General features: G+C 54.3%; 14 protein-coding genes. 1 reads left to right on the forward strand and 13 read right to left on the reverse strand.

The genetic code is table 11. The features are described 5' to 3' along the window. Positions 1-58: 58 nt before the first annotated feature. The 8 genes from BN8_RS04000 to BN8_RS04035 all read right to left on the reverse strand — a co-directional run bounded on the left by BN8_RS04000 (position 59) and on the right by BN8_RS04035 (position 14,224). Positions 59-2,512 (reverse strand): ABC transporter permease, encoded by a 2,454-nt coding sequence (locus BN8_RS04000; RefSeq protein WP_009280514.1) that lies wholly within the window; start codon positions 2,510-2,512, stop codon positions 59-61. A 69-nt stretch (positions 2,513-2,581) separates the two neighbouring features. After that, positions 2,582-4,999 carry an ABC transporter permease gene (locus BN8_RS04005; protein ID WP_009280515.1) on the reverse strand — a complete coding sequence of 806 codons (2,418 nt, stop codon included), beginning with the start codon at positions 4,997-4,999 and terminating at the stop codon, positions 2,582-2,584. Between the two features lie 94 nt (positions 5,000-5,093). Beyond that, complete coding sequence (locus BN8_RS04010; protein WP_040005313.1) at positions 5,094-5,711, reverse strand: hypothetical protein; 618 nt, start codon at positions 5,709-5,711, stop codon at positions 5,094-5,096. A 328-nt stretch (positions 5,712-6,039) separates the two neighbouring features. Continuing rightward, a complete protein-coding gene (locus BN8_RS04015; RefSeq protein WP_009280517.1) occupies positions 6,040-8,415 on the reverse strand; it encodes an ABC transporter permease in 2,376 nt (791 codons plus the stop codon). Positions 8,416-8,425: 10 nt separating this feature from the next. Then, positions 8,426-8,719, reverse strand: a complete 294-nt coding sequence (locus tag BN8_RS04020) for a hypothetical protein (RefSeq protein WP_009280518.1) — start codon at positions 8,717-8,719, stop codon at positions 8,426-8,428. Positions 8,720-8,815: 96 nt separating this feature from the next. Further along, the gene (locus BN8_RS04025) at positions 8,816-11,197 is read right to left on the reverse strand and encodes an ABC transporter permease (RefSeq protein ID WP_009280519.1); all 2,382 of its coding nucleotides are present in this window, start codon (positions 11,195-11,197) and stop codon (positions 8,816-8,818) included. A gap of 67 nt (positions 11,198-11,264) precedes the next feature. After that, on the reverse strand, positions 11,265-11,801 hold the full coding sequence (locus BN8_RS04030; RefSeq protein ID WP_040005427.1) for a hypothetical protein: 537 nt from the start codon (positions 11,799-11,801) through the stop codon (positions 11,265-11,267). An 11-nt stretch (positions 11,802-11,812) separates the two neighbouring features. Next, positions 11,813-14,224, reverse strand: a complete 2,412-nt coding sequence (locus BN8_RS04035) for an ABC transporter permease (RefSeq protein WP_009280521.1) — start codon at positions 14,222-14,224, stop codon at positions 11,813-11,815. A 254-nt stretch (positions 14,225-14,478) separates the two neighbouring features. On the opposite strand from BN8_RS04035, the gene BN8_RS04040 reads away from it, so the two are divergent. After that, positions 14,479-15,036, forward strand: a complete 558-nt coding sequence (locus BN8_RS04040) for a sugar O-acetyltransferase (RefSeq protein ID WP_040005314.1) — start codon at positions 14,479-14,481, stop codon at positions 15,034-15,036. 63 nt (positions 15,037-15,099) lie between these two features. Here the strand turns inward: BN8_RS04040 and BN8_RS04045 are convergent, their stop codons facing one another. From BN8_RS04045 to BN8_RS04065, 5 genes are all read right to left on the reverse strand, one after another. Further along, the gene (locus BN8_RS04045; protein WP_009280523.1) at positions 15,100-17,499 is read right to left on the reverse strand and encodes an ABC transporter permease; all 2,400 of its coding nucleotides are present in this window, start codon (positions 17,497-17,499) and stop codon (positions 15,100-15,102) included. 83 nt (positions 17,500-17,582) lie between these two features. Further along, positions 17,583-20,024 carry an ABC transporter permease gene (locus tag BN8_RS04050; protein WP_009280524.1) on the reverse strand — a complete coding sequence of 814 codons (2,442 nt, stop codon included), beginning with the start codon at positions 20,022-20,024 and terminating at the stop codon, positions 17,583-17,585. Positions 20,025-20,084: 60 nt separating this feature from the next. Next, positions 20,085-21,206, reverse strand: coding sequence for a DUF2911 domain-containing protein (locus BN8_RS04055; RefSeq protein ID WP_009280525.1), 1,122 nt, complete (start codon positions 21,204-21,206; stop codon positions 20,085-20,087). Positions 21,207-21,260: 54 nt separating this feature from the next. After that, positions 21,261-23,690, reverse strand: coding sequence for an ABC transporter permease (locus BN8_RS04060; protein WP_009280526.1), 2,430 nt, complete (start codon positions 23,688-23,690; stop codon positions 21,261-21,263). 84 nt (positions 23,691-23,774) lie between these two features. Next, complete coding sequence (locus BN8_RS04065) at positions 23,775-26,228, reverse strand: ABC transporter permease (RefSeq protein ID WP_009280527.1); 2,454 nt, start codon at positions 26,226-26,228, stop codon at positions 23,775-23,777. Positions 26,229-26,257 lie beyond the last annotated feature (29 nt).

The raw sequence follows: 26,257 nt of genomic DNA on the forward strand, positions 1-26,257 counted from the left end.
TGTGGGGCAAGGGGCGTGGGTTGGCCGTTACTCCAAACCCCTTGCCCCACACCCTACGCTATTCAGCTCGTAAACTCTTCACCGGATTCAGCATCGCGGCCCGGATACTCTGGAAACTGACCGTAATCAGCGCAACCACTACGGCCAGCAGACCCGCCAGGGCGAACATCCACCACTCAATGCTGATCTTGTACTCAAAGTCTTTCAGCCAGCCGCTCATGACGTACCAGGCCACGGGTGAGGCTACCACCAAAGCGATCAGAACGAGTTTGAGGAAGTCGAGGGAGAAAATACTGAAAATATGCACCGTCGATGCACCCAGCGCCTTGCGTATGCCCACTTCCTTTGTGCGCGACTCGACCATGAAGGCGACGACACCGTAGAGACCTAAACAGCCGATGAAGATAGCGATACCGGCTAACAGCCGAAACACCGAAAACAGTCGCTCTTCGTTCCGGTAGAAGTTGTCAATGGCTTCGTCCAGGAACTCATATTTGAATACAAATTCAGGAAAAGTTGCCTCCCATGACTGTTCAACTGTATGGACAAGACGGTTGATCGCTTCGACACCGCCTTGTCGAGTATCAAACTTGATACCCAGCGTATTGTAGGCGTCCCGCGATGACGTTAAAATAGACGGGGCCGTTTTTCGGTGCAGGGAGTAGGTGTTGAAATCTTTAACTACGCCAACCACCGGTTTCTTTTCCTGACTGCCGCCCAACGCAATCCGTTTGCCGATAATCTGTTTCGGATCGCGGAAGCCCAATTTTTGGGCCAGTGACTCGTTCACCACCAACTCCCGCATAGTGTCGGCGGGCAGGTACATACGTCCAGCAATCAATTGCAACCCATAGGTACGGATGTACGATGTATCGGCCGGGCGCATGACCACGCTAAAATCGGAGTCTTTATCGGCGTTTTCGAAGCGGATGCTGGTCGACCAGTTGCCATTGGCCGAAGGAGCTGATATGCCATAGCTCAACGATTCTACAGTAGGCAGACCGGCCAGTTTAGCCCGTAAGTTTTCCAGTTGTCCGGGTTTGCGTTCAGGAATTGGTATAGTCAGGACGGCATCTTTGCGATAGCCCAGGTCGGCCGACCGAAAATGCTGCATCTGGCTGTAGGCAATGATGGTACCAATGATAAGCATCTGCGAGATGGCAAACTGCACCACAATCAGGCTCCGGCGCAGGTTTAGCTGCTTACTGCCTGACCCACCAAGTTTGCCGGATGCAGCTCGCCCTTTCAGCGCCAGCACGGGCTGGTAGCCTGATAGTACCAGCGACGGATAAAAGCCCGCCAGAAAAGTGGTAAAAATGGCCAGTATGATCAGAAAACCGAATACGACCGGATCCGCTAATGTCAGATTGTCCGCTTTAATATCCAGAAGTTTAGCCACACTGGGAAGAACGGCATAGGCCAGCACCAGAGCCAGCCCGACGGCTATCGTAGTAAGCAACCCCGTTTCGCCCAGAAACTGACGTATTAACTGTGCCCGCGAACTACCCATTACCTTACGAACCCCCACTTCCTTCGATCGGCGGATGGCCTGGGCTGTGGCTAAGTTGACAAAATTGACGCAGGCCGTGATGAGAATAAATAAGCCAATCAATGCCATAGCCCAGATCGTCTGCTTACTGACAGTGCGGTTGGCATAATTGCCAGTTTCTTTACTGTAATGAATATCGGTCAACGGTTGCAGTTCAAACCTGAAATTCTTTGCATCCTCTGGGCGTAGGTATTTCTTGCCGAACGCAACTAATTTATCGTCCATCTGCCGGGTCGCTACCTCCTGATCCGCTGACGATGAGGGTAAGCTCAGATAAACCTGTGCACCACTGTAGGTCGACTGCCAATCATCCCAGCCGGTAAATGCTCCGTATTGCTTTAAGGAAGCAAATGCGAGTAGTATTTCAAACGGTACGCTGGTCGTAGCGGGCGGGTTCTCCACAACGCCAGTTACGGTAAAATCCATCTTATTCTCTAAGCGGATAGTCTTACCAATCGGGTCGGTGTTTCCAAAATACTTCTGCGCCATGCGCTCCGACAGCACGACCGTATTGGGGTTCTTGAGGGCTGTCTGCGCATTGCCTCGTTTCCAGCCGTAATCGAAGATGTTGAAGTATTCGGGTTCTACAAACGATACCAAACCACGGCCTTCCTTGAACTTGTTCGTGGTCGAACTGCCTGTTCGGATAACCACATCCGCGATCTCGTGGGTTAGCGTCACGTGTTGCTTCAACTCCGGGAAGTCGTTGCGCAGAGCGGCTAATACGGGCAACTGGATGCCGGTGTTTAACCCTTCCTGCTCACCATTTTTATAGTGACCAATCATCCGGTACGTACGGTCGGCGTTGGCGTTGTGCCGATCGTAGCTCAGTTCGTAGCGAATGGCCAGAAACAACAACAGGCAGCACGCCAGGCCGAACGTCAGCCCGACAACGTTAATGACCGTGTAGTTCCAGTTGCGCTTCAGGGCGCGAATTGCCGTTGTGAAATAACTCTTTAGCATTGTTGTAAGAGGCTTGGGACTAGGGGTGCAGGGCAAGGGGAATCGGTACCCTATGCCCCTCGCCCGACGCTATTCGGTTCGTAAACTCTTTACTGGATTCAGCAGCGCGGCCTTAACGCTCTGGAGGCTGACCGTCAGGAAGGCAATCAGCAGCGCCATCGCTCCGGCCAGTGCAAACACCCACCACTGAATGTCAATTTTATAGGCGAAGTCCTGAAGCCACTGATGCATACCGTACCAGGCCAGTGGCGATGCGATCACGACCGATACCAGCACGAGTTTCAGGAAGTCTTTGGCCAGCAGTGTGACAATACCCGGTACCGATGCGCCCAGCACCTTCCGGACGCCAATCTCCTTCGTACGGCGGACAACGGCTAACGTAGCCAGACCGAACAGACCCAGGCAGGCAATCAGGATCGACAGGCACGACGCCATGGTGACGATCCGGCCCAGGCGCTGTTCCGCTTCGTACTGTCGCTGCAAATCGGCGTCGAGGAACGTAAAGCTGAACGGCTCGTTAATCGTCATACTTTTCCAGGTCCGTTCCAGCATCGCTACCTTATCGGACAGATTTCCGGCCGACAGCCGAACCGACAGATCCGGCGACGGCGACGATTGGTACATGAGGTTCTCAATGCCTTTGAAAACTGAATCCGACCGCATCATCAACATGAGCGGCTCCACTTTTTCGTGCAGCGATACGTAGTGAAAGTCCTCTACTACGCCGATAATCCGGTGGGCCGGGAACCGGCTCGACAGCCGGGCGTTCATCGGGTCTTTCCAGCCGAACTTCTTCACAAAGGCCTCGTTGACGATGATGGCACCGAAGTTGTCGGCGCTGTTTTTGGCGTCGAAGTTGCGACCGGCCACCAGCTTGATACTGTAAGTTGGTATGAAATAGGGGTCTACTACGTTGAAATTTGTTTCGCGGTACACCTTCTGATCGTCGGTGAAGCCCATTTCACCCCAGCCACCACTGGCAAACGGAAAAGCCGATGACGTTACGCTCAGTACGTCTTTCTGGCTGGACACCGCATTGCGAAACCGCTCGACAAGGGCCCGGCCTTCGGGGCCGCCTACGCCAACCGGAATGACTACGGTTTGGTCTTTCTGATAGCCCAGCGACTTGTTTTGCAGGAAGTTCAGTTGCTGGTTCAGCACGAACGTACCGGCAATCAGCATCACCGACAGGCTAAACTGCACAACGACCAGGGCCCGGCGGAAGAAACTAACGTCACCTTTCAACGACAGCTTGCCTTTGAGCACCTCAACCGGCCGGAAGCCCGAAAGGACCAGCGCCGGATAACTACCCGCGACCAGACCGACCACAACTACCAGCCCCAGCAGAAGCAGGGCCGTTGTGCCGTCGAAGCGGAAGTGAAGTTCCTGATTGGCCAGTTGCCCAAACAGCGGAGTGAGTACGATTGCAAGCGCTAAGCCCAGCACCACGGCCAGCACAGTCATCAGCAGTGCTTCGCTCCAGAACTGGTTCATCAACTGGCTTCGGAGCGCCCCCATCGCCTTACGAACGCCCACTTCCTGCGCCCGGCTAACCGATCGGCCCAGCGACAGGGTCATGAAGTTGATGCAGGCAATAACGAGCAGAAACAACGCGATACCCGACAGGATATACGAATAGGCCGGGTCGCTCACGGGCTCATACCCACCGTTCAGGGCCTTGTTCAGGTGAATGTCGGTGATTGGCTGAAGATTAATGACGTAATTATTCCCTTTATAATCATCGCCGAGTGCCGAGCGAAGCAGGGAAGGGTATTTAGTAGCCAGTTTGTCGGCGCTGGCCGATTCGCGGAGCAGGACGTACGTTTCGGGGGTAACGTTGAACCAGCTTTTCAGGGTGCGGTCCGACACCAGATTCTTGACATGGGCCATCGGGATCAGGATACCAAACCGGATGCTCGAACTGGTCGGTACGTTCCTGGCAACGGCTTTAACGGTAAACGCCTGCATGGTACTATCCAACTGCATGTTCAGCGTTTTACCGATGGGATTCTCCGTTCCGAAATATTTCTGAGCCATCTCTTCCGACAGCACCACCGAGAACAAATCCTGAATGGGATTACCTCCCGGCGAACTGACTAATGGGAAGTCGAACATCCGGAAGAAGTCCGGATCGGCCATGTGAACCCGTTCACTGAATACCTCCGCTCCTTTCCGGACATTGACGGTGTTGACCTGCACCCGGCTCATGGCTTCCACCTCCGAGAAAGTCTCTTTGAGGGTAGGACCGAGGATATAGGGGGTTGATACGTTGACAAATTGTTCGCCTTTGTACACTTCCTGCGTCCAGGCCCGGTGCAGCCGGTCGGCTTTGGTGTGGAACCGGTCGAAGCTCCACTCGTGCCGAACATACAGGCCCAGCAACAAACAGCAGGTTACGGCGATCGTTAGTCCTCCCAGGTTGATAAAGGCATACACCTTGTGCCTGGCGAAGTTGCGCAACGCCACTTTTAGGTAATTCCGGAACATGAGAAAGGAGGTTAAGGGCAAAGGAATAGCCGGGAAAGAAAACGGCTTTCGCCAACTTTCTTTCCGAATAGTATAGTGCGCTTGGCGTAGGATATTACTGGTTCACCGACTTGATGCCGAGGCTGCGCTCGGTTTCTTTAATAATCGCCTGCTTTTCGCGCTCGGACTTGCCGATTACGTTGACGGTCCGTTCGAAAACCAGTTCATCGCCGTCTTTCTTAAAGGTATACTGCATCCACAGCCGACCGTTTTCCTTGTCCTCACGGAACAGAACGGATGCAGGCGGTACGTCGCTCGGCGAGAGGGTTCTGGCGGATTTGGCTTCGAGCAGTGCTACCTCCGGGTCAGCAGAGGCCACCTGGTCTTCGGCATCAATCCTGGCTGCGAAAGCCACCTGTTCGGTGCAGTCTTTCTTTTTGGACTTGCTACTCTTCGATTCCCGCTTCCGCTCGTTGAATACGCCGGCATACCGCCCGTCGCTGGCCTGATCGAGGGAGTCCAGTACGCTGCGTTCGAGGTCGCGTACGGCGCTGACGCTCATGGCCGATACGTCGAACGAACGGCTAAAGCGTATTACGCGATTGGGTTGTTCAATGTCAACGCGAATCCGAAGCTCCCGACCGTCGGTCGTCACTTCTTTGCTGTAGGATGACCGCTGGGCCAGGGCACCAAAGCCAACCGTAAGTAACAGGAGCGTAAGTAGCGTTTTCATCAGTTGCAGAGAATTTTCGTATTGAGCAGTATAAGTAGAAATCCGTATACATGGCATATCTATGATCATGCCAAGTAATTATCCGTTTGAAAAACAATTAGTTATGTCGGCGTATAAGGCAGGAAATGTCCGTTTGCGGACAAGTGCCGTACGACAGCGGACAGCGGCTAAGCTAGATAGGTTCTGCCGGTTGCTCCAAGGAGAATTACACGCACGGTCTGATTATGCTCATGAGTGGGCAGAATAGCATGGAGCAAAGGGCGTGGGGCTGTGGGCAAGGGGTAAACAGAGCCACCTCAACCCTATACCCCCTGCCCTTCGCCCCATGCTATTCTGCCCGCAAGCTCTTGGCGGGATTCATCAGGGCGGCCCGGATGCTCTGGAAGCAGACGGTCAGAATGGCGACGGCAATCGCCAGTACACTCGCCAGTATAAATACCCACCACGCGATGGTCGTTTTATACGCAAAGTTCTGTAACCAGCGATCCGTCATGTACCAGGCAATCGGCGAAGCGATCACAATGGCAATCACGACCAGTCTAAGGAAATCTTTGCTGAGCAGAACGACCACCCCGGCGACGCTGGCTCCGAGCACTTTCCGGATGCCGATCTCTTTAGTACGCTGCTCGGCCATAAACGTAGCCAGCCCAAAAAGCCCCAGACAGGAAATCAGAATCGCCAGACCAGAGAAATACAACACAACCTGACCGGTTCGCTGCTCACGCCGGTATTGCTGGTCCAGTTCCTGATCAACGAAGCCATATTTCAGTGGAGCTTCCTTTTCATATTGCCTGTACACCTGCGCTATCGTTTGAATGGCCTGTTGTGCCTGACCCGGCCGCGTTTTGACCAGCATCTGGAAATACGGATTGCCGGGCGCATACTGGAAGATGAAGGGTTCGATCGGTACGTTCAGCGGACGGAAGTGAAAGTCCCGGACTATACCACGGATACGGCCTTTCATACCCCAGAATTCGACCTGTTTGCCCATGGCGCTCTGGCTGGTGTAGCCCATACGCCGGGCGGCTGTTTCGTTCACCAGGAACGTCCAGGTGGTGTCCTTCGCCGACTTCTCCCGGAAGTTACTGCCTCGCTCCAGCTTCATGCCGACCGTCGACAGAAAATCGGGGTCAACGTTCATCTGGGTGATCAGAAACTCATCTTTCGGTTGCTGACCTTCCCACGTAATATTGGATTCATTGCCAACGTCGACCAGCGTAGCGGTTGTAGCAGCCGCCGATTCAATGCTGCTCTGGCGCAGGAGTTCCTGTTTAAAGTCGAAGACCTTCCCTCGTAATGCCCCCTTCAGGCGCACGTACAACAACTGCGATTTATCAAAACCGAGGTTCTTTTGCTGCATATACTGCAACTGTCGGTAGACAAAGAACGTGCAGATGATTAATGCTATCGAAAGCACGAACTGCCCAACGACAAGCGCCTGGCGGAACGTCTGACCCGACCCCACCCTGAATACGCTCTTCAGTACCCTGGCCGGCTGAAACGACGATAATAGAAACGCCGGATACAAACCCGCCATAAAGCCAACAAACAACGTCAGCACGACCAGTGCCAGCCAGAAAGGGGGAGCCGAGTAATCCAGCGTCAGTGTTTTGCCGGAGAGCTCATTGAAGACTGGCATCAGGATACTGGACAGGACAAGCGCTGTCACTACGGCCAGACCCGTCAGCAGGAACGATTCGCCGAGAAACTGACAAATCAGGTGCCACCGCTGGGCACCCACCGTCTTCCGGACGCCCACTTCCCGCGCCCGCCGGGTAGAGCGGGCCGTCGATAGGTTGATGAAGTTGACGCAGGCAATCAGCAGCACAATCAAGCCGACTACCCCGAACAACTGAACGTAGAAGATGTCGTTATGCTGCCCCCAATCGGTATTGAAGGCGAAGTTCGAGTATAGATGGATGTCTGTCAGGGGTTGCAGACGTAGCGTTGTGCCCGTCTTGGCATACCGCATGTACTGACCTTTAATTTTCTGGTCGAAAGCAGCCGCGTCGGTGGCAGGTCGTAACTGGACGTAGGTGTGAAAATTATTACTTTCCCAGTTGTAGTTCCACTTATCGAACAACTCCAGATTCTTGAATGACAGCAGGATGTCAAACTGTATATGGGAGTTGGCCGGTACGTCTTTCAGAACGCCGACCACCCGGTAGTCCCGCTCGTTGTTCAGCCGTAACGTAGCGCCGATTACGGCCGGGTTCTGCTGCCAGTTATTACCGAAATACTTGCGGGCGCTCGTTTCGGTCATGACCAGTTCGTCGGGGCGGGTCAGGGCCGTCGCGACGTTGCCTTTGACCAACGGGAAATCGAACATCCGGAGCAGGCCATTGTCGGCAAAAAACAAGTTGCCTTCTTCAAAGACCTGCTTGCCGGATTTCATCAGGCCACTCCACCGGCCGATTCGGCCCACTTCGGCAACTTCCGGGAAGTCGGCTTTCAAGGTTGGGGCCAGAGGACCGGGGGTTATGGCAACGTCGTAAATTTCACCTGATTGGGGTTGTTTCTCAACGACGCGGTAGATGTTGGGGGCGTTGCGGTGGAAGCGGTCGTAGCTCCATTCGTCGTAGACGTAAAGCGCTATGAGCAGGCAACAGGCGATGCCCAGGGCCAGCCCACCGATATTGAGCAGGCTGTACAGGGGTGATCGCCAGAGGTTGCGAACCGCGATTTTAAAGTAGTTGTAGAGCATACAAAACAGGCTACGAAACCATCAGCAACTGACGCTGTTTTACCAGATCCTCCTTTTTCACGAACGTAATAGGTACAAACTGTTCCGTCGGTGACCCAATGTAGTAGAGCGTCCAGTCCTGGTCGTAGTCAGACAGCATTTTACGGATGCACTCAACCCGGTCGAAGCTGGGTACGTCGCAATCAGCCCAGTAGAATAGCTCCACGCGGTAATGCAGGGCCTGCTTCTGGCCGTTGACGGTCACTTCAATCTCGACGTCCTGTTTGCCGGGAATCGTAGGGATGGGAATAGCGATGTGTGCCATAGTGGTTTAGAGGTTATTTGTGTTAATAAAATGCATGGGGCAAAGGGCGTAGGGCAAGGGGCGCAAGGTTATTTACCCCAGGCCCCTAGCCCTACGCTATTCGGTTCGTAAACTTTTTACGGGGTTCGTCAACGCGGCTTTAATGCTTTGAAAACTGATGGTTAATAAAGCGATGGAGATCGCCAAACCGCCCGCCAGCGCGAAAATCCACCAATCAATGTCAATCTTGTAGGCAAAGTCCTGCAGCCAGCGATTCATGGCGTACCAGGCCAGGGGCGAGGCAATGATGATGGCCAATGCCACCAGCTTGATAAATTCGGAGGACAGCAGCGCCACGATACTCGCAACGGACGCGCCGAGCACTTTGCGGATGCCTATTTCTTTGGTGCGCGCTTCAACGTTGAACGTAATAAGGCCCAGCAAGCCCAGGCAGGCTACCAGCAGCGTAAGGCCCGTGAAGGCGTTGAACAAACGGGCCAACTGGTCTTCTTTGGCGTACAGTTTGTTATAGGCGTCATCGAGGAAGTAATATTCGAAGGGTGTTGTCGGTTGGAGGTTATTATAAATTGCCTTGAGCTGATCGAGCGCTTTGGGTACGTCAGTCTGGGCCGCGAGCTTAACCAGTACATAGCCGCCGTCGGCAACTATGGCGCGGCTCGTATCGCTCCATACCGTCAGCTGCATGGGCGACACGGGACCGTGTAGACTGTTTACATGAAAGTCAGCTACGACACCGCCAACGATACCTTCTTTAAGAAACGGATCCTGCAATGGCAGAACCGTTCCTTTCATGCTGGTTTCTTGCACGACAGTCTGGTTATAGACCGTTACAAATCCCGACACGTGCTGCTTACCCCAGCCGATTGGCGGAATAGCCCACCGGATGCCCAACGTTTTGAAAAAACCTTCATCGACTGATAGGGCCTTGACCATCAGTTGCTTCTTGGTTTTCTTGTCCTCCATGAAATAAGTCATGATGTTGTTGGTAAACAGGGCCGCGTTGGTGGCTGCTACGTTATCATACCCCGCCCACCGCCGTACCGCGTCCCGAAAGCCAATAAACTGCCCTTTCATATCCGCTTCGACGGTAATGGCGACAACCTGCGCCCGGTTAATTCCAATGCGTTTGGCCCGTAGAAACCGCATCTGAGCAAAGAGGACAAAGCTGCATATGAGCAGCCCAATCGACGCCGTGAATTGTACAGTAGTAAAGAACCGGCGCATACCGGCTCCGCGTCGTCCCGCGCTTACCGAACCTTTCAGAACGTCCTGGGGGCTAAATCCGGATAAAACCAGGGCAGGGTAACTACCGGCCAGCAGGGCGCAGCTAAGCCAGAAAGCCAGCATAAGTCCCCAATAGCTTCCCTGACGCAGCACCCGCTTATCCATGTGCAGATCAAGCGCCTGGCTGGCCCAGGGGAAAAGAGCCTGCAACAGAAGAATCGACAGGCCAAAGGCCAGCGTCGTCGTAAGTAACGACTCCGTGTAGAACTGGCCCATCAATTCGTTCCGAAGGCCACCTACCGCCTTCCGGACGCCTACCTCGCGGGCGCGTTTGGTGGCGCGGGCAGTGGTCAGGCTAACGTAGTTGATAATAGCCAGGGTTAAAATAGCCAGCGCAATCGACAGAAGGATATATAGGGTTTGTTTGGAGGCCGATGAGCTTGAACGACTCTCCAGGTGTAAAGCGGGCAGCGGTTCTAGAATAAAACGGCTGGATGAATTGGTGAAATTAATGCCGATGCCCACATTGATCTTGCTGAGCTTCTGCTCAATAGGGGGTACGTTCGCATCCGGACGAAGAACGAGGTACGTTTCCAGAAATCCGGCTCGCTCGTACACGTCCCGGTGTTTAGGTCCTAACGTTGGTAGGCTACTGATCGGGATCAGGGCATTGAACTGAAAAACGCTGTTGGTGGGTAAATCGGCGAGGACCCCCGAAACGGTCAAGGGATATTGTTTGTCGTAGATTAACGTCTTCCCAAGCGGGTTCTGACTGCCGAAATACGTCTCGGCTAACCGGCGGGTCAGCACAATACGTCCTGGCTCAGCCAGGGCCGTTCGGGCGTCGCCGATCAGCAATGTAAAACCCAGTGCCGACAGGAACGATGCATCCGTGAAGCCGATCTCTTCTTCCTTAAAGCGTGTCGATCCATATTGCAGTAAGGTAGGGCCAAATCCTCCCGAAAACCGAACCGCCTGCTCTACTTCCGGCAACTGCCGCTTGGCCTCCCGCCCGAACGCTTCCTGAAGACCCGGAAACGTAACTTCATCGCCCCCGTACGTAGCTACTGACAGAATACGGTATGTTCGGTCGGCGAAGGGATGAAACCGGTCGTAGTGAAATTCGTGCCATACGTACAGGGCAATGAACGTACTGACGGCTAAGCCGACGGTTAATCCGACGATGTTCAGGAGGCTGAATAGTCGGTTGCGCCAGAGTTGGCGGAAGGCGATTTTGAGGTAGTTGCTAAGCATAGGGTAAGGGGCGTAGGGCGTTGGGCTTGGGGCGTAGGGTAGTTAACCCCATGCCCCAAGCCCAACGCTATTTTTTACTTGGCTTGATACCAAGTTCTTTCTCAATACCCTCGATAAGCTGTTGCTTCTCGCGGTCGGTTTTGCCTTTGACGTTCAGCGTACGTTCGTACGTATGCTCATCGCCGTTTCGCTCGAACCGATACCGCAGGTGCAACTCGCCCGTCTCCGAATCTTCGTCGACCTCTTTGCTATAGGGACGATCGCCGACCTCAACCTGTGACCGGTGGTAGCCGTGGCTATACGACATTGATCGGTGATGGGGTGGCGTCGGCGGAGTTGGCGGTGTCGGCGGAGTTGGTGGCGTCGGAGGTGTTAGGTTAATTCCCAGCGAATCCTCGATGCTGGCCATGAGTTTGTCTTTTTCCGAAGCGGTCATACCCGCTACGTCGAATCGTCGGTTGTAGCGGATGTGCTGTGCGTCATTGTCCACTTGAATGCGAACATCCAGCGTCTTGCCGTCGTCGTTGACCGACTTACTGATATGCTGTTGGGCGACCGCATTAACGCTCAAACCCAAAAGAATGACTGAAAGGATACGGTTCATACTAATCATAGTTATTCAGTACGTAGTGATTTTACCGGATTCATCAGCGCGGCTTTTATACTTTGGAAGCTGACCGTCAGGATGGTGACGACCGTCGCCAGGATGCCAACCGTCAGGAACATCCACCACTCGATCGTGATCTTGTATTCGAATGACGTCAGCCACTGGTTCATGGCGTACCAGGCCACGGGCGTTGCGATGACGATGGCCACGAAAACCAGTTTGAGGAAGTCTTTGGAAAGTAGTGCCACCAGGCTCACTACCGATGCACCGAGGACTTTCCGGACGCCAATTTCCTTGGTCCGGCGCTCGATGACAAACGTAGCCAGCCCCCACAAACCCAGACAGCAGATGACTAAGGCCAGGCCCGCAAACACGCGCAGCAAGGTAAACTGGCGCTCCTCTTCCTCATACTGCTCCTGTAGGCTCTGGTCCAGAAACGTAGCGTCAAATAGGCCTTCCGGGTAAAATGTTCGGAAGGTTTGCTCAACCGCTGCTATTGTCTTTTGGTAATTCGCCGTCCGTAACTTCAAACCTGCCGTTCGGTAGAAGTAAGGGAAGTTCATCATGACTACCGGCTCAATCGGTTTGCGGAGAGAACTGCTATGAAAGTCTTTGACAACGCCGACGATTTCGGCCGTGATGTTGTTGATACCCGCCCTGATTTTACGCCCTAATGCCTGTTCAGGCCGCGACAGGCCCAGGGCTTTCACTACGTTTTCGTTGACCACAAAAACGTAACGCCGTTGCTCTTCGGGAATCTTGCTGGAAATGGCCAGCGTATCGTGGTGGTCGAGGAAGCGACCGGCCAGCAGCTTCAGACCATACGTTTTCAGATAGTCGGCATCAACAATCTTGAGCGATATGCCTATTTTTTTATCATCATTGGTAGGGTCAGGGTGCATATCGGTGCCGAAGTTGTTGTCCGACGTAGGAGCGCCCAGCGCAAACGAAACCTCCTCAATACCCGGAATCTGCCGAAGTTCCTGCCCCAAAGGGGTTAAGTTTTTTGTCTCGGGCAAGCTAATCGTGACAATAGCATCGCGGCTGAATCCCAGATCTTTCTGGCGGAAATAACTCATCTGCCGGTACACGACCAGCACACCCACCGCCAGTACCAGCGAGATGGTGAATTGAAACACGACCAATCCCTGGCGCAGCCAGGCTTGCCCCCCGCGGCCCGGTTCAGCATGAGTTTTTAAGACTTTGACGGGTACAAACCGCGCCAGGAAAAAAGCGGGATACATACCCGCGCAAACCGTTGTCAGCAGGGCCAGCACCGCAATGAAGACCACCGATTCGTTCCACCGGAACCCGATCTGCTTCTGCATGAAGTCGTTCACTAGGGGGAGTAGGCCGTACGTTAACACCAGCGCCAGCACCGCCGACAAACTGGTCAGCCAGAAGGCCTCACCCAGAAACTGACTGATCAACTGCCCTCGCGTTGCGCCGACAACCTTGCGAACGCCTACCTCGCGGGCGCGGGTCATGGCGCGGGCCGTTGACATATTGATGAAATTGACGCAGGCAATCAGGAGCACGAACAGCCCGACGATGCCGAACACATAGAGGTACGTCGGCGAGATTGGTGGTGCGAATTTGCTGCCGTCGAAACTGGTGTTGAAGTGTATGTCGTGCAACGCCTGCAGTACCAACTGATGGGTTGAGCCCCGCTCCTCAGCGAAGTATTTTTTACTGACCGTAGCCAGCCGGGCCGCGTATTGTTCCGGCGAACGGCCCTCGGGCAGCAACACAAATGCGCTCCCACCCGAGCGAAGGCCCCACTGATCAACTGAAAACTGGAAATAATCCTTCATTGTCGGGAAGGATACGATCATCCGGGCGTTCAGGATCGACTGCGAAGGAATGTCGCGCATGATGCCCGCAACCTGCACCATCACTTTGTTGTCGAGCTTGAACGTCTTACCGACGGCCGAGGTCGTTCCGAAATATTTCCGGGCCGTGCTTTCCGTTAAAATGGCTTGATTGGGCTGGCTCAGAATCGCGCGGCTATTGCCTGACACCATGTCGAAACTAAAGAGTTCGAATAGCTCCGGTTCCGCAAAGAGGATTTTATCTTCCAGCAGAATCTTCTCCCGGGACACCATGACCGTCACGTCGCGGTCGGCGTGAATTCGGGTGATCTTCGACCAGTCGGAGAAGTCGTTGCGCAAGGCCGGAGCCAGCGGGTACGGTGTTATACCCGAGCGGTCTACCTCATCGCCGGTGTTTATGATTTCGTTGACACGGTAGATACGTTCGCCCAGTTTATGGTACCGGTCGTAGCTCCACTCGTTACGTATGAACAGCAGAATCAGTAGGCAGGTCGTTAAGCCCAGGGTCAAACCAAGCAGGTGAATGCTGGTAGTTGATGGATGCTTAAGCAGGTTCCGCCAGGCGATTTTGAGGTAATTCTTGATCATGAAAAGTCGGGTGAGAAGACGTTGATAAGTATTGGGAACCCTGACCAAACCTCGTACCAGACTTATAATGCGTTGACTGTGAATGTGTATGAGTGTCGGGTGGTCTAAAAATGTCCGCAAACGGACGGTTCGTTGTACAGTTGCGGACAGGAAATTAGGTGCTAAAGGTCAGGGTGTTACAGGATAACTTTTGCCCTGCTACGTTCCGCTTCCGCATTAACTTACACCGCCATTCCTACCAACGACTGACTATTATGAAAACCGAACTGGAAAAGATGCTGGCCGGTGAACTCTACATCGCCAATGACCCAATGCTGGTGGACATGCGCTTCAAAGCCCGCGCGTTGTTCTCCGAATTTAACCGGACTCCCCACGATGCCGAACCCGAACGACAGGCCATTCTTCAGCAGTTGTTGGGAGACTTCGGGCCGGGGCTCAACATTCAGCCGCCGTTCTACTGCGACTACGGGGTTTTTATTACGTTCGGCAGGAATTGCTTTCTCAACTTCAACTGTACGTTCCTGGATTGTGCCCGAATTACCATCGGCGATAATTTCCAGTGTGCGCCGAACGTCCAGTTATACGCAGCGTACCACCCGGTCAATGCCGTCGAACGCGACAAAGGACCCGAACTGGCGGCTCCGATCACCATTGGCAACAGTGTCTGGCTGGGTGGTGGCGTGATTGTTTGCCCCGGCGTAACGATCGGCGATAATACCACCATCGGCGCGGGTAGCGTCGTCACGAAAAACATACCCGCCAACGTATTCGCGGCCGGGAATCCCTGCCGGGTGATTCGGGAGCTAACGTAGCGTAGGGCATGGGGTAACTGAGTGGCCTCCCCATGCCCCAAGCCCCACGCCCCACGCCCCACGCTATTCGGTACGTAGTGATTTTACCGGATTCATCAGCGCGGCTTTCACGCTTTGGTAGCTGACCGTCAGCAAGGCAATCCCCACTGCTAGTATGCCTGCAATAGCAAATACCCACCATTCGATATCAATCTTGTAGGCAAAGTCCTGCAGCCAACGGTTCATCGCGTACCAGGCTACGGGCGTAGCAATCACAATGGCGATCACGACCAGCTTGATAAAATCCCTGGAAAGCAGTCCGATCAGACTAGGTACGGATGCCCCGAGCACTTTACGAACCCCGATTTCCTTGGTTCGCTGCTCAGCGGTGTAGGCGGCTAACCCGAACAGACCCAGGCAGGCAATCAGAATCGCCAAGCTTGAGAAGGTAAGCACCACGGTTGCCGTCCGTTGCTCGGCCCGATACAACGTATTGAGAAAGTCATTGAGGAATGTGTACTCAAACGCTGATTCCGACAGGTCCTTTCGGAAAACAGTCTCCAGTTGCCGCATCGTCTGGGATAAGTTGGCCGTCCGCATTTTAACCAGCAGATACGGCCGACCTTCGGTGTCGGCGTTGTGGAACGCGTAGGCGCCAATGGGCTGATGAAACGATTCGAAATGGAAGTCATCAACCACCCCAATGATTTCGGCACTGTCCCAGCCGAACAGATTGTGCGCCTTTTTACCAATGGCTTGCTCCGGCGTATAGCCCAGGTAATCGACGGCCTTCTTGTTTAGTAAGACCTGGACCGTAGTGTCTTTAGGATCTTTGTAAGCCGGTAGCGTTTTGCCCGCCAGAAGCTTAAGACCCAGGACGCTGATGAATTCGGGCGTAACGCGGTTCGTCCGAATGGCGGTACCTTCCCTGGGATTGTTGGACTTTGATAACGTACGTCCGCTACCCCCAGAGCCCGGAAAAACCTGCGCCCGGCAAACCTCTTCCACGCTGCTCAGACCGCGGTAGTCGTTCATGAGCGCTTCGATCTGTTCGGGGTTTCGGGCACCCGCCGTCGTAATGGCCAGCACCTGCGTTGGCTCATAACCTAGTTTCTGATTCTGAATGAACTGAAGCTGTTGGTAAAAAATAAGGGTGCTGATAATCAGAACGACCGACGCCGTAAACTGAATCACTACTAACGACCGCCGAAATAAGCCAGCCCCCGACTGGCTTCGAAACGTAGTACTCAGGAGTTGTTTGGGTGAAAAGGACGATAGGTAGAAAGCGGGATAGGCACCGGCCAGCAACGTAATGACGACGCCAATGGCTACCAGGCCAAGCAGAACCTGTGGGGTGAAGACCGTCCAGAAAGATAGCTGTTTATCCGTCAGTTGGTTAACGAACGGAAGGCCAATGGCCACCAGGGCAATTGCAAATACCATGGCTAACGATACCATAATGCCCGTTTCCAGGTAGAATCGGCCAATCAGGTGCTGCTTGGTCGCGCCAACGGTTTTCGTAAGACCCACCTCTTTAAAACGGATCTGAGCCCGCGCCGTAGCCAGATTCATGTAGTTAATGCAGGCAATTAGCAGGATCACCAGGGCCAGCATAAGCATAATCTTGACCTGACGGGAGTCGCCGACGCGCTGTGTGTTAGCGTTCGTAATTTCGGATGAGCCCAGGTGAACATCCGTCAGCGGCTGGAGCCACAAGCTGTAGAACTGGTCTGCTTTGGGAACGTGCTTATTCACCATAGCCGCCATTTGTTTCTCTATCTGGGCTACGTTGATCTGAGGAGCCATGAGCAGGTACGTCTCGAAGCTGGCGTTGCTCCAGCTTTGATTCGTGGGGTTGCTGGCCCAACGGACGCTCGCAAACGATCCAATCAGGTCGGCATCGATGGTCGATGCGCCCGGGAAATTGGCGTAGACGCCAGTTACTTCAAGCGTATCTTTATTATCTACTATGATGACCCGGCCCATTGGATTATCAGCTCCAAAGTACCGGTTCGCCGTTGACTCGCTTAGAAGAACCTTCCCCGGAGCGTTGAGCGCGGTTTGAATACTTCCCTGCCGGAGCGGAACATCAAATACATCGAACAGGGTACTATCGGCCCAGTAGAATTTTTTCTCTGCAAACTTCTTCTCGCCCGAACCGACGAAGGCGGTCTGGCCAAAATTGTGGTGCAGGAAGCGGACCTGCTGTTGCACACCGGGGATTTCTGCCTTGGTGGTTGGTCCGACTACATTCGGCGCGTTGGCCCATTTCATCGTCTGACCATCGAAGGACACGGTCAGGTTGACGCGGTAAATACGGTCCGCCTTGCTATGATACCGGTCAAACAGCAACTCATCCTTCACGTAGAGAACAAGCAACATCGCAACGGCGAGGCCAGTTGCCAGACCAATCAGGTTAAGGGCCGAAAACAGGCGGTTCTTTAACAAGCCACGCCAGGCGATTTTGAGATAGTTTCTAAGCATTTCTGTATCAGGTTAAAGGGGGAGGTCATGGGGCTTGGGGCAGGGGGTAACTGAGCGGCCTACCCCACGCCCTGCGCCCCACGCTATTCAGTACGTAGTGATTTTACCGGATTCATCAGGGCGGCTTTAACACTTTGATAGCTGACTGTCAATAAAGCAATACCGACGGCGAGGATACCTGCGACGGCAAACACCCACCACTCAATGTCGATCTTGTAGGCAAAGTCCTGCAGCCAGCGGTTCATTGCGTACCACGCCACCGGCGATGCCACGATGAAGGCGATCAACACCAGCTTCAGAAAATCCCTGGATAACAGCGCGACGATGCCGGGAATGCTGGCTCCCAGCACCTTCCGGACGCCAATCTCTTTCGTACGCTGCTGAATGATGTAGATGGCTAAGCCAAGCAGCCCCATGCAGGCAATGAGAATAGCCAGCAGCGAAAACACACCAAAAATGCGTTGCGACACCTGCTCCGATTGATACAGGGCACCCCAGTCTGATTCCAGAAACGAGTAGTGAAACGGCTGGTCGGGCAGGTAGCGTTTCCAGATGCCTTCCGTCCGTGCCAGTACCGCCTGCGGATTCGGAGACTGGATGCGCATGACGACCTCGTTGTTGGTACGGCCAAACCAGCGGTCATTGATGATGAACAGGGGGGCAATGCGTTGGTGCAGCGACGCAAAGTGGAAATTTTTGACTACACCAACTACCGTGTAGACAACCTCGGCATCGCCCTCCCGACCGAAATCATCCGGGCTCACGACGCGTTTGCCGATGGGGTCGGTCAGGCCGAGTTCTTTGGCGGCTTCTTCGTTGATGACCACCGACAGCGAGTCGTTAAATGCCTTGGAGAAAGGCCGGCCGGCCGCCATCGTCATCTGTAAGGTTTGCAGGTATTGGTCATCCACCACCATCCCACGCCCCGTTACGGTTTCGCGGTCGCCTTCTTTCTTGAATGTGATACCAAAGTAGTTGGCTTCTCCAGGGGTAGCGCTTGTGCCGGCCACGGTCTGCACGCCGGCAATCTGACCGATGTCCTGCTTGAAAGCTTCGGTATTGTTACCCAGAAAGCCGGCGCCCTGTACGGTAATGACAGCCTCCTTCGCGAACCCTAACTCTTTGTTCTGAACGTAGCGCAACTGCCGGTAAACGACCAACGTGCTGATGATGAGCATGATCGAAATGGAAAATTGAAACACGACCAGGCCATTTCGCAATTGGTGCCCCTGGCGCGTGGAGAGAAACTTGCCCTTGAGCACCTTGATCGGCTCAAACGAGGACAGTACCCCGGCCGGATAGCTACCGGCCAGCAAACCGACCAGCAGGGCCAGTATGAACAGAGCCGGTAGGGTAGTCCACCGGATCAGAAACCGGGCCGACAGTTCCTTATCCGCCAACTGATTGAACAGGGGCAGCAGCAGAATCACCAGCCCGATAGCCAGCGTAAAACTGAATACGCTGAGCAGCACCGACTCGGTCAGGAACTGGGCCGCTAACTGACTCTTCGTTGAGCCCAGCGATTTGCGGATGCCTACCTCTTTGGCCCGCTCCGACGACCGGGCGGTGGCCAGATTCATAAAATTGATGCAGGCAATCAGCAGCACGAACCCCGCAATAACCATGAACATGTAGACCAGCGTCCGACTGCCGTTCGCCTGTAACTCACTCTCCAGGTTCGAGTCGAGGTGGATGCTACGTAGCGGTTGCAGAAAATAGAAATAGCCGTTCCTTGCTTTCAGGTATTGGTCAAAGTCAACGCCGAAATTACGCTGTACCTCACCCGCTGCGTACTTGGCTACGAGGGCCGGAAACTTGGCCTGGACTGCGTCGGGGGCAGCGTTGGGCCGTAGCAGCAGATACGTTGTGGACGAAAAGTTGATGTGGTTGATTTGGTCCGCTACGGGAAACCCCCGCGTCGAGGCCAGGAAGTCGAAGGTAAAGTGGACATTCCTGGGAAGGTCCTCGCAAATGCCGGTCACTTCCAGCTTGGGACCTTGTACCATTTCGAGTGTCTTGCCAATCGGGTTGGTGTTGCCAAAAATTCGTTTGGCTGTGCTTTGGGTCAGTACAACGGTGTTCGGTCGGTTTAAAACCAGATCCGGCTTTCCTTCCAGCAGCGGTACCTGAAACACGCGGAAGAAGCTCGAATCGGCCAGCATAACATGCCGCTCTTCAAAGGTCTGATTCTGGTATTTCAGCAGGGTAGGGGCGTTTTCTCCGCCAAAGCTGATCAGCCGGACACTTTCGGCGACTTCCGGAATCTCACGCTTAACATCCTGGGCGTAGGAAGCAGGAATGATGGCGTATTTGGCGCTACGATCGGGGTATTTGCGTTCCAGTGCCATTCGGTAAATACGTTCTCCGTTGGCCCAATAACGGTCGTAGCTCAGCTCGTCGGCTACGTACATGACAATCAGGATGCAGCAGATCATGCCGACCGACAAACCCGTGATGTTGATCGCGGTGTTCATCTTGTTTTTTTGCAGACTGCGCAGGGCGATTTTCAGGTAGTTCTTCAGCATGTTTGCATCGGTTTGGGTGTGTTTTCGGTTGGTCCGTCGGCTGCCGTTGTCAGGCAGCCGCTACAGCGTCTTTCCTTCCGAAACGGCTCTGATCATGGCTTCTACGTTGGTTTTGTTCTGCGGATCGGGGGCCTGGGCAAGGGCATTTTGCAGATAGCGCAGCGCTTCCTTCGGCTTGCCAATGGCCGCCAGCCCCCGACTCATGCCGATGTTCGTGGTGAACTGGTTGGGGTATTTGTCGTAGTTGGCTTTGAAAATAGCATAGGCTTCCTGACCTCGTTGCTGGGCCAGCAGACTGCGCCCGTACTGATGGAGTTCATTCATGGTGCCGAGTGGCAGGGCTTCGGCCATCAGGGCATTGGCTTCGTCGGGCCGCTTGAGGGCCGTCAGCAAGGCGGCTTTGGTGCTGAGCGTCTGAAAGTTCTTCTGACCTACGTAGCGGGCATTAACGGCCTGATCGGCCCAGAGTAGCCCCTGTTTCAGATCATGGCTTGTGGTCAGACAGTACGTAGCAGCCTGCACCAGCGACTGCCAGGTGAAGCCGGGTTTAGACAGCAGCTCGCGACGAAACGAGGCCATTTGCTGCCCGACCAGATCGACGCTTACCGTGAACGGAATCATTCGTTTCTCCCACGACAACGCAACGGCGGCCGAGCTGTCGGTCTGATTTACGAACGAGTAGGTTAAGAGTTCCACCGATCGGTCGAGCGGTTGGTTTTTGACCGTCACACGCAGCACGTCCATCGCCGGATCGTAGTAGTAACTCCCCCACGAAACGACAATTTTGGAGAAGATAACGGTGGTTTCCTGCTCGCCCAGGTTCATAAACAGGCCATAAGTTCCGGCAGCCATCGGTTTCCCTTCTACGCGTACGTCGTCAGAAAACGTAATGGTAGTGGTTTCATTTGCCCCCGCCCGCCAGGGTGCCGGCTTCCCTGGTCCGTACCCCAGGTCCTGAAAGCCGTAGTGGGCAATGGGCGTTCCCCAGATGTTGCCTTCCCGTCCTTTCACACCAGGTCGATCGTAGTGAATCGTGACGGTTGTGAGGCCAATCTGCTCAGATACTGACGCCTTTTTATTACCGCCAATGGGTGGGGTAGTGAGTTGAGCTTCTGCCGGATGGGCGAAGAAACCGGCAGACAGTAAAACCAGCAGGCTGATTTTGAGGTAGGTGTGTGGCATGGGGTTTAAAAGTTTAGGGCATGGGGCGTAGGGTAGAGAACCCCATGCTCCACGCTACTCACTTCGTAAACTCTTGACCGGGTCCATCAGCGCGGCTTTCACGCTTTGGAAGCTGACCGTCAGTAAGGCGACTACCGTAGCCAATACACCGGCCAGGGCAAATACCCACCAGTCAATGTCGATGCGGTAGGCGAAGTCGTTCAGCCACTGGCTCATGGCGTACCAGGCGATGGGCGAGGCAATCAGAATCGCAATCAGCACCAGTTTGAGGAAGTCTTTCGATAATAACCCAATGATGCTGACCACCGACGCGCCGAGGACCTTGCGGACGCCAATCTCCTTCGTTCGTTGTTCAGCCATGAACGCGGCCAGTCCGAACAGACCCAGACAGGCAATCAGGATGGCCAGAGCCGCGAAGGTTAGCGCAATGGTGCCGACCCGCTGTTCGGCGCGATACATGTTGTCGAAGGCTTCCTCCATGAATGCGTAGTTGAAAGGCTGACCGGGGGCCAACTCTTTCCACTTGCTTTCGATCTGGCTGACTAATGCGGGCAGATCGGTACTGCTTAAGCGGAACGAAGCAGCTCCACTGTTGGCATCCATTACTAACCCCAGCGCTCCGATGTTGCGCCGAAGCGACTCGAAGTGGAAGTTTTTCACGACGCCGATAACCGTGTAGGTTTTGAATGATTTGAGCGTGGGGTCATCGAACGACATGATCCGTTTTCCGATGATGCCGTTTTGGCCACCGAACAGCCTGGCGGCCGTCTCGTTCAGGATTACGGCCGTTGAGTCGGAGCCAAACTCGCGGGAGAAATCCCGCCCCTGCACAATCTGCATGCCCAGCGTTTTGACGTAATCATGGTCAACACCCCAGGCCTGCATGCTGACGGCGTTGCGCTGGTCGACCTGACCTTCGGGGAAGAACGAATTATCCGTACGGCTCGACGGTGTTGGCAGGAAGCCCGATACAGACCCACTTACCACACCGGGTAGGCGCAAAACTTCCTGCTTGAAAGTTTCGGCTTGCTTACCAAGCGCGTAGACGTCGTTGATCGTCAGAACCTGATCACGTCTGAAGCCAAGGTTTTTATGCTGAATGTACGTGATCTGGCGGTAGACGATAATTGTGCCGACGATCAGAATAACCGACATCATAAATTGAAAAACGACCAGACCACTCCGCAGACTGACGTTTTTCAAACTGACATTGATGCGGCCCTTCAGGACACTGATCGGTTTGAACGACGACAGGAAGAAAGCCGGGTAGCTGCCCGCCAGTAAACCGACGGCAACAGGAAGCACGACAAGGATAGGTAGCAAATACGGCGACAACAGGCTTTGAATGCTCAACTCCTTAGCCGCAATGGTATTGAAAAACGGAATAGCCGCGGCTACCATAAGCAGAGCCAGGATCATAGCCAGCACCGTCATCAAGACCGACTCGGCCATGAACTGGCCGATGAGCTGCTGCCGTTCGGAGCCGAGTACTTTCCGAACGCCCACTTCTTTAGCCCGGTTGGCTGAACGGGCCGTAGCCAGGTTCATGAAGTTGATGCAGGCAATCAGCAGGATAAAGAGGGCAACGGCCGAGAAGATATAAACGTATTGGATATCCCCGGCGGGCAGAAATTCAATCTGCTGTTTTGAATGCAGGTGAATGTCGGTTATAGGCATCAGCCAGAACTGGTAGCGGTTACCGGCCTTCCTGAACTGATCCATTGTTGAACCAATGGCCTGAAGTGCCTGCGGGCCTACGTATTTTTCAATGACGGCGTCGAAATTCTTCTCAAACTGCTTATAATCGACGCCCTCTCGCAGAACAATGTAGCTGTAGTGATTATTACTGAGCCATTGCCCCCACGGATAGTCATCGTTGAGCATGGCCAGAAGGAAATCCGAATGAAAATGGGAATTGGTGGGCATATCACGCATGACGCCGGTTACCTTGAAGGCCTGCTTGTTGTCGAAAACCAGCGTTTTACCCATGGCATCCTGCTTGCCGAAGTGCCGTTTAGCCGCCGACTCGCTGATGACCACCGTGTTGGGCGACGCCAGCGCCCGCTTCGGATCACCCGAAACCAGCGGTAACGTAAACACATCGAACACAGTAGAATCAGCGAAGGTGATATGTTCTTCGCGTAGGTTGGTAGCCGAGCCGGCGGGCTTGACCAGCCACGTACCCCGCTCGTGCAGCCGAACAAATTGTTCAACTTGTGGGTAGTCCTGTTTGAGCGTAGGGCCAACCGGATCGGGCGACACCGCCATTTTCATGTCATTACCGCCAAACTTGATGTCGGAATTGATTCGGTAGATACGGTCTGCCTTCGCGTGGAAGCGGTCGAAGCTCAGTTCATCGACGACGTAGAGCGTGATGAGCAGGCAGCACGCCAGCCCAACGGCCAAACCAAAGATGTTGATAAAGGTAAACCCAACGTGTTTACGCAGGTTACGGATGGCGATTTTGAAATAATTACGTAGCATGGTTTATCAGGAGGAAAGAAGTTGGTGTTCTGTAAGCGGGGGACCGCGACGGCGGACCGATTAAACCGCCCGCTAACGGAAGGCTTAGTCTGTTCGCAAACTCTTCACCGGGTTCATCAAAGCCGCTTTCACGCTCTGAAAGCTGACCGTCAGCAGGGCAATACCGATCGCGAGTAAGCCAGCCAGGGCGAATACCCACCATTGGATGCCAATCTTGTAGGCAAAATCCTGTAGCCACTGGTTCATGAAATACCAGGCCACCGGCGAGGCAATAAGAATGGCTATGACAACGAGCTTGAGAAAATCCGTCGAGAGTAAGGTTACAATACTGGCTACTGACGCCCCCAGTACTTTGCGCACGCCGATCTCCTTCGTGCGCTGAACGGTGCTGTAGGCTACCAGGCCAAACAACCCCAGGCACGAAATGAAAATAGCCAGACCTGCAAACAGACCCAGCAACTGCCCTTGCTGCTCCTGGGTGCGATAGAGATTATCCAGCGTTTCGTCGAGGAAGGCATACTCGAACGGCCGCTCGGGGAAGAAGGACTCCCATTGTTTTCGCAAATGAGCGATTGTCTCCGGCATCCGATCCGGCAATACGTTGACAGCAAAAACCGTGAAGCGCGGTACGTCGATGTCAATAATCAGCGGCTCCAGTGGCTGTTCGAGTGGATCGAAATGGAAGTCTTTCACTACGCCAATAATCAATCCTTTTTTACCGCCTTCGCCCCCGCGCTGAATCGGTCGCCCGACAGCCGAAGCTGCGTTCGCGTAGCCAAACGACTTAGCCGCCGACTCGTTCAGTATGAAGGCTGCCAGGTGGTCCGTTCCGGTCTGTTTCGAAAAATTACGGCCAGCTACAAGAGGAATGCCGAGGGTCTGGAGAAAATCGTAGTCGACGGAAACCCAGGCTGCAAATACGTTGCTTTGCTCAGTTTTGCCCTCAGGCACAACCAGCGAACGCACGTAGCCGCTGCCGGGTAGTCCCGATAAGGCCGTAATGCCTTTTACCCGAGTCGATTGCACCACGGCTTCCTCGAAGGTATTCATGCGCATTCGTAGCGGTCCGTCGATACCCTGCGGCAGGTTGCCCGATGCGCCACTGCCGAACAGGGGAATAGTTACGACCTGCTCTTTCTGGAAGCCGAGCGGTTTGTTGCGCAGATAAGTCAGTTGCTGGAAGATAACAACGGCCGCTACAATCAGTATCAGTGACACACTAAACTGCGCCACGACCAGCACCTGCCGGAATCGAGAGCCGCGCTGCTGTCGTTCGCTGGTCTGCCCTTTGAGTGCCAGCACGGGTCGAAACTTCGACGCGAAAAACGCCGGATACGTACCGGCCAGCAATCCCGTCAGCACGAACAGGCCAATCCAGAGCGATAGCAGACCCGGACGAAGGAAATCAGTAATGACGAACGACTGACCCGTAAACTGGTTCAGATAGGGGAGCAACACCACCGCCAGTACCGACGCCAGACCGAACGCCAGACTGCTCATGAGCATGGCTTCACCCAGAAACTGGCCAACCAGTTGGCTACGAACCGCCCCCAGCGTTTTACGTAATCCGACTTCTTTCGCCCGCCGGAGTGAATACGCTGTGGCCAGGTTGATAAAGTTGAAACAGGCAATCAGCAACGTAATGCCCGCAATAACCGAGAGCAACGAGACGTACCGGATATTGCCCGTGCTGCTGGAACCCGACAAGTCAGCCGAGTATAAATGAATGGCGTGCAGGGGTTGCAGCGACAGTCGAACGTGTTTGATGACCCGCTCGTCGTTGCTCCGACGCAGAACGCCGGGAAACTGGGCTTCTACCCGACTGGCCGGAAAACCGGGTGCGAGCCGGATGAAAGCCTGGGCGGTGTTGTACAGCCAGTCTTTCCGCAGAAAATCAGCCGATCCCTCCGTTTCAACGGCAAAGAGGGTTGCGAAATGAATCAGGAAATCGGCTTTAAAGTCGGTGGTTGTCGGAATGTCGGCATAAACGGCCGTGACGGTCAGGTCGACTTTATTTTCGTGCCGGATGATCCGCCCAATTGGGTTCCCATTCCCGAAATAGGTACGCGCGACGGTCTCCGAAATTGCCACCGAAGCGGGGGCTGTCAAAGCGAGTTTAGGATTGCCCTGACGTAGCGGCAGCGGAAATACATCGAAGAAGCTTGAGTCGGCAAAGACAACATGCTGTTCCTGAAACAGCTTGGGCGACTGACCCGCTTGAGCAATCCGCATACTGCCGCTCCGCTGAAACAGTCGGGTCATAGCCTCTACGCCCGTCACCGTCCGGGCAATCGTCGGACCCGCCGGAACGGATACCGTAGCGGCCTCGCGCTCTTCCTCGAAGTGGTTGGTCTGGTTGATCCGGTAGATGCGCTCGCCGTTCGCCCAAAATCGGTCGTAGCTCAGTTCATTCTGAACGTAGAGCGCAATCAACAGACAAGCTGCCATCCCCACCGCCAGTCCGGTGATATTGATGACGCTGTACGTCCGGTCTTTCCGAAGGTTCCGAACAGCGATGTTGAGGTAGTTTCGGAGCATGGAGCAAAGGGGTTGGGGCGAAGGGCTGG

Source organism: Fibrisoma limi BUZ 3, assembly GCF_000296815.2.
In the GTDB taxonomy this organism is placed as follows: Bacteria; Bacteroidota; Bacteroidia; order Cytophagales; family Spirosomataceae; genus Fibrisoma; species Fibrisoma limi.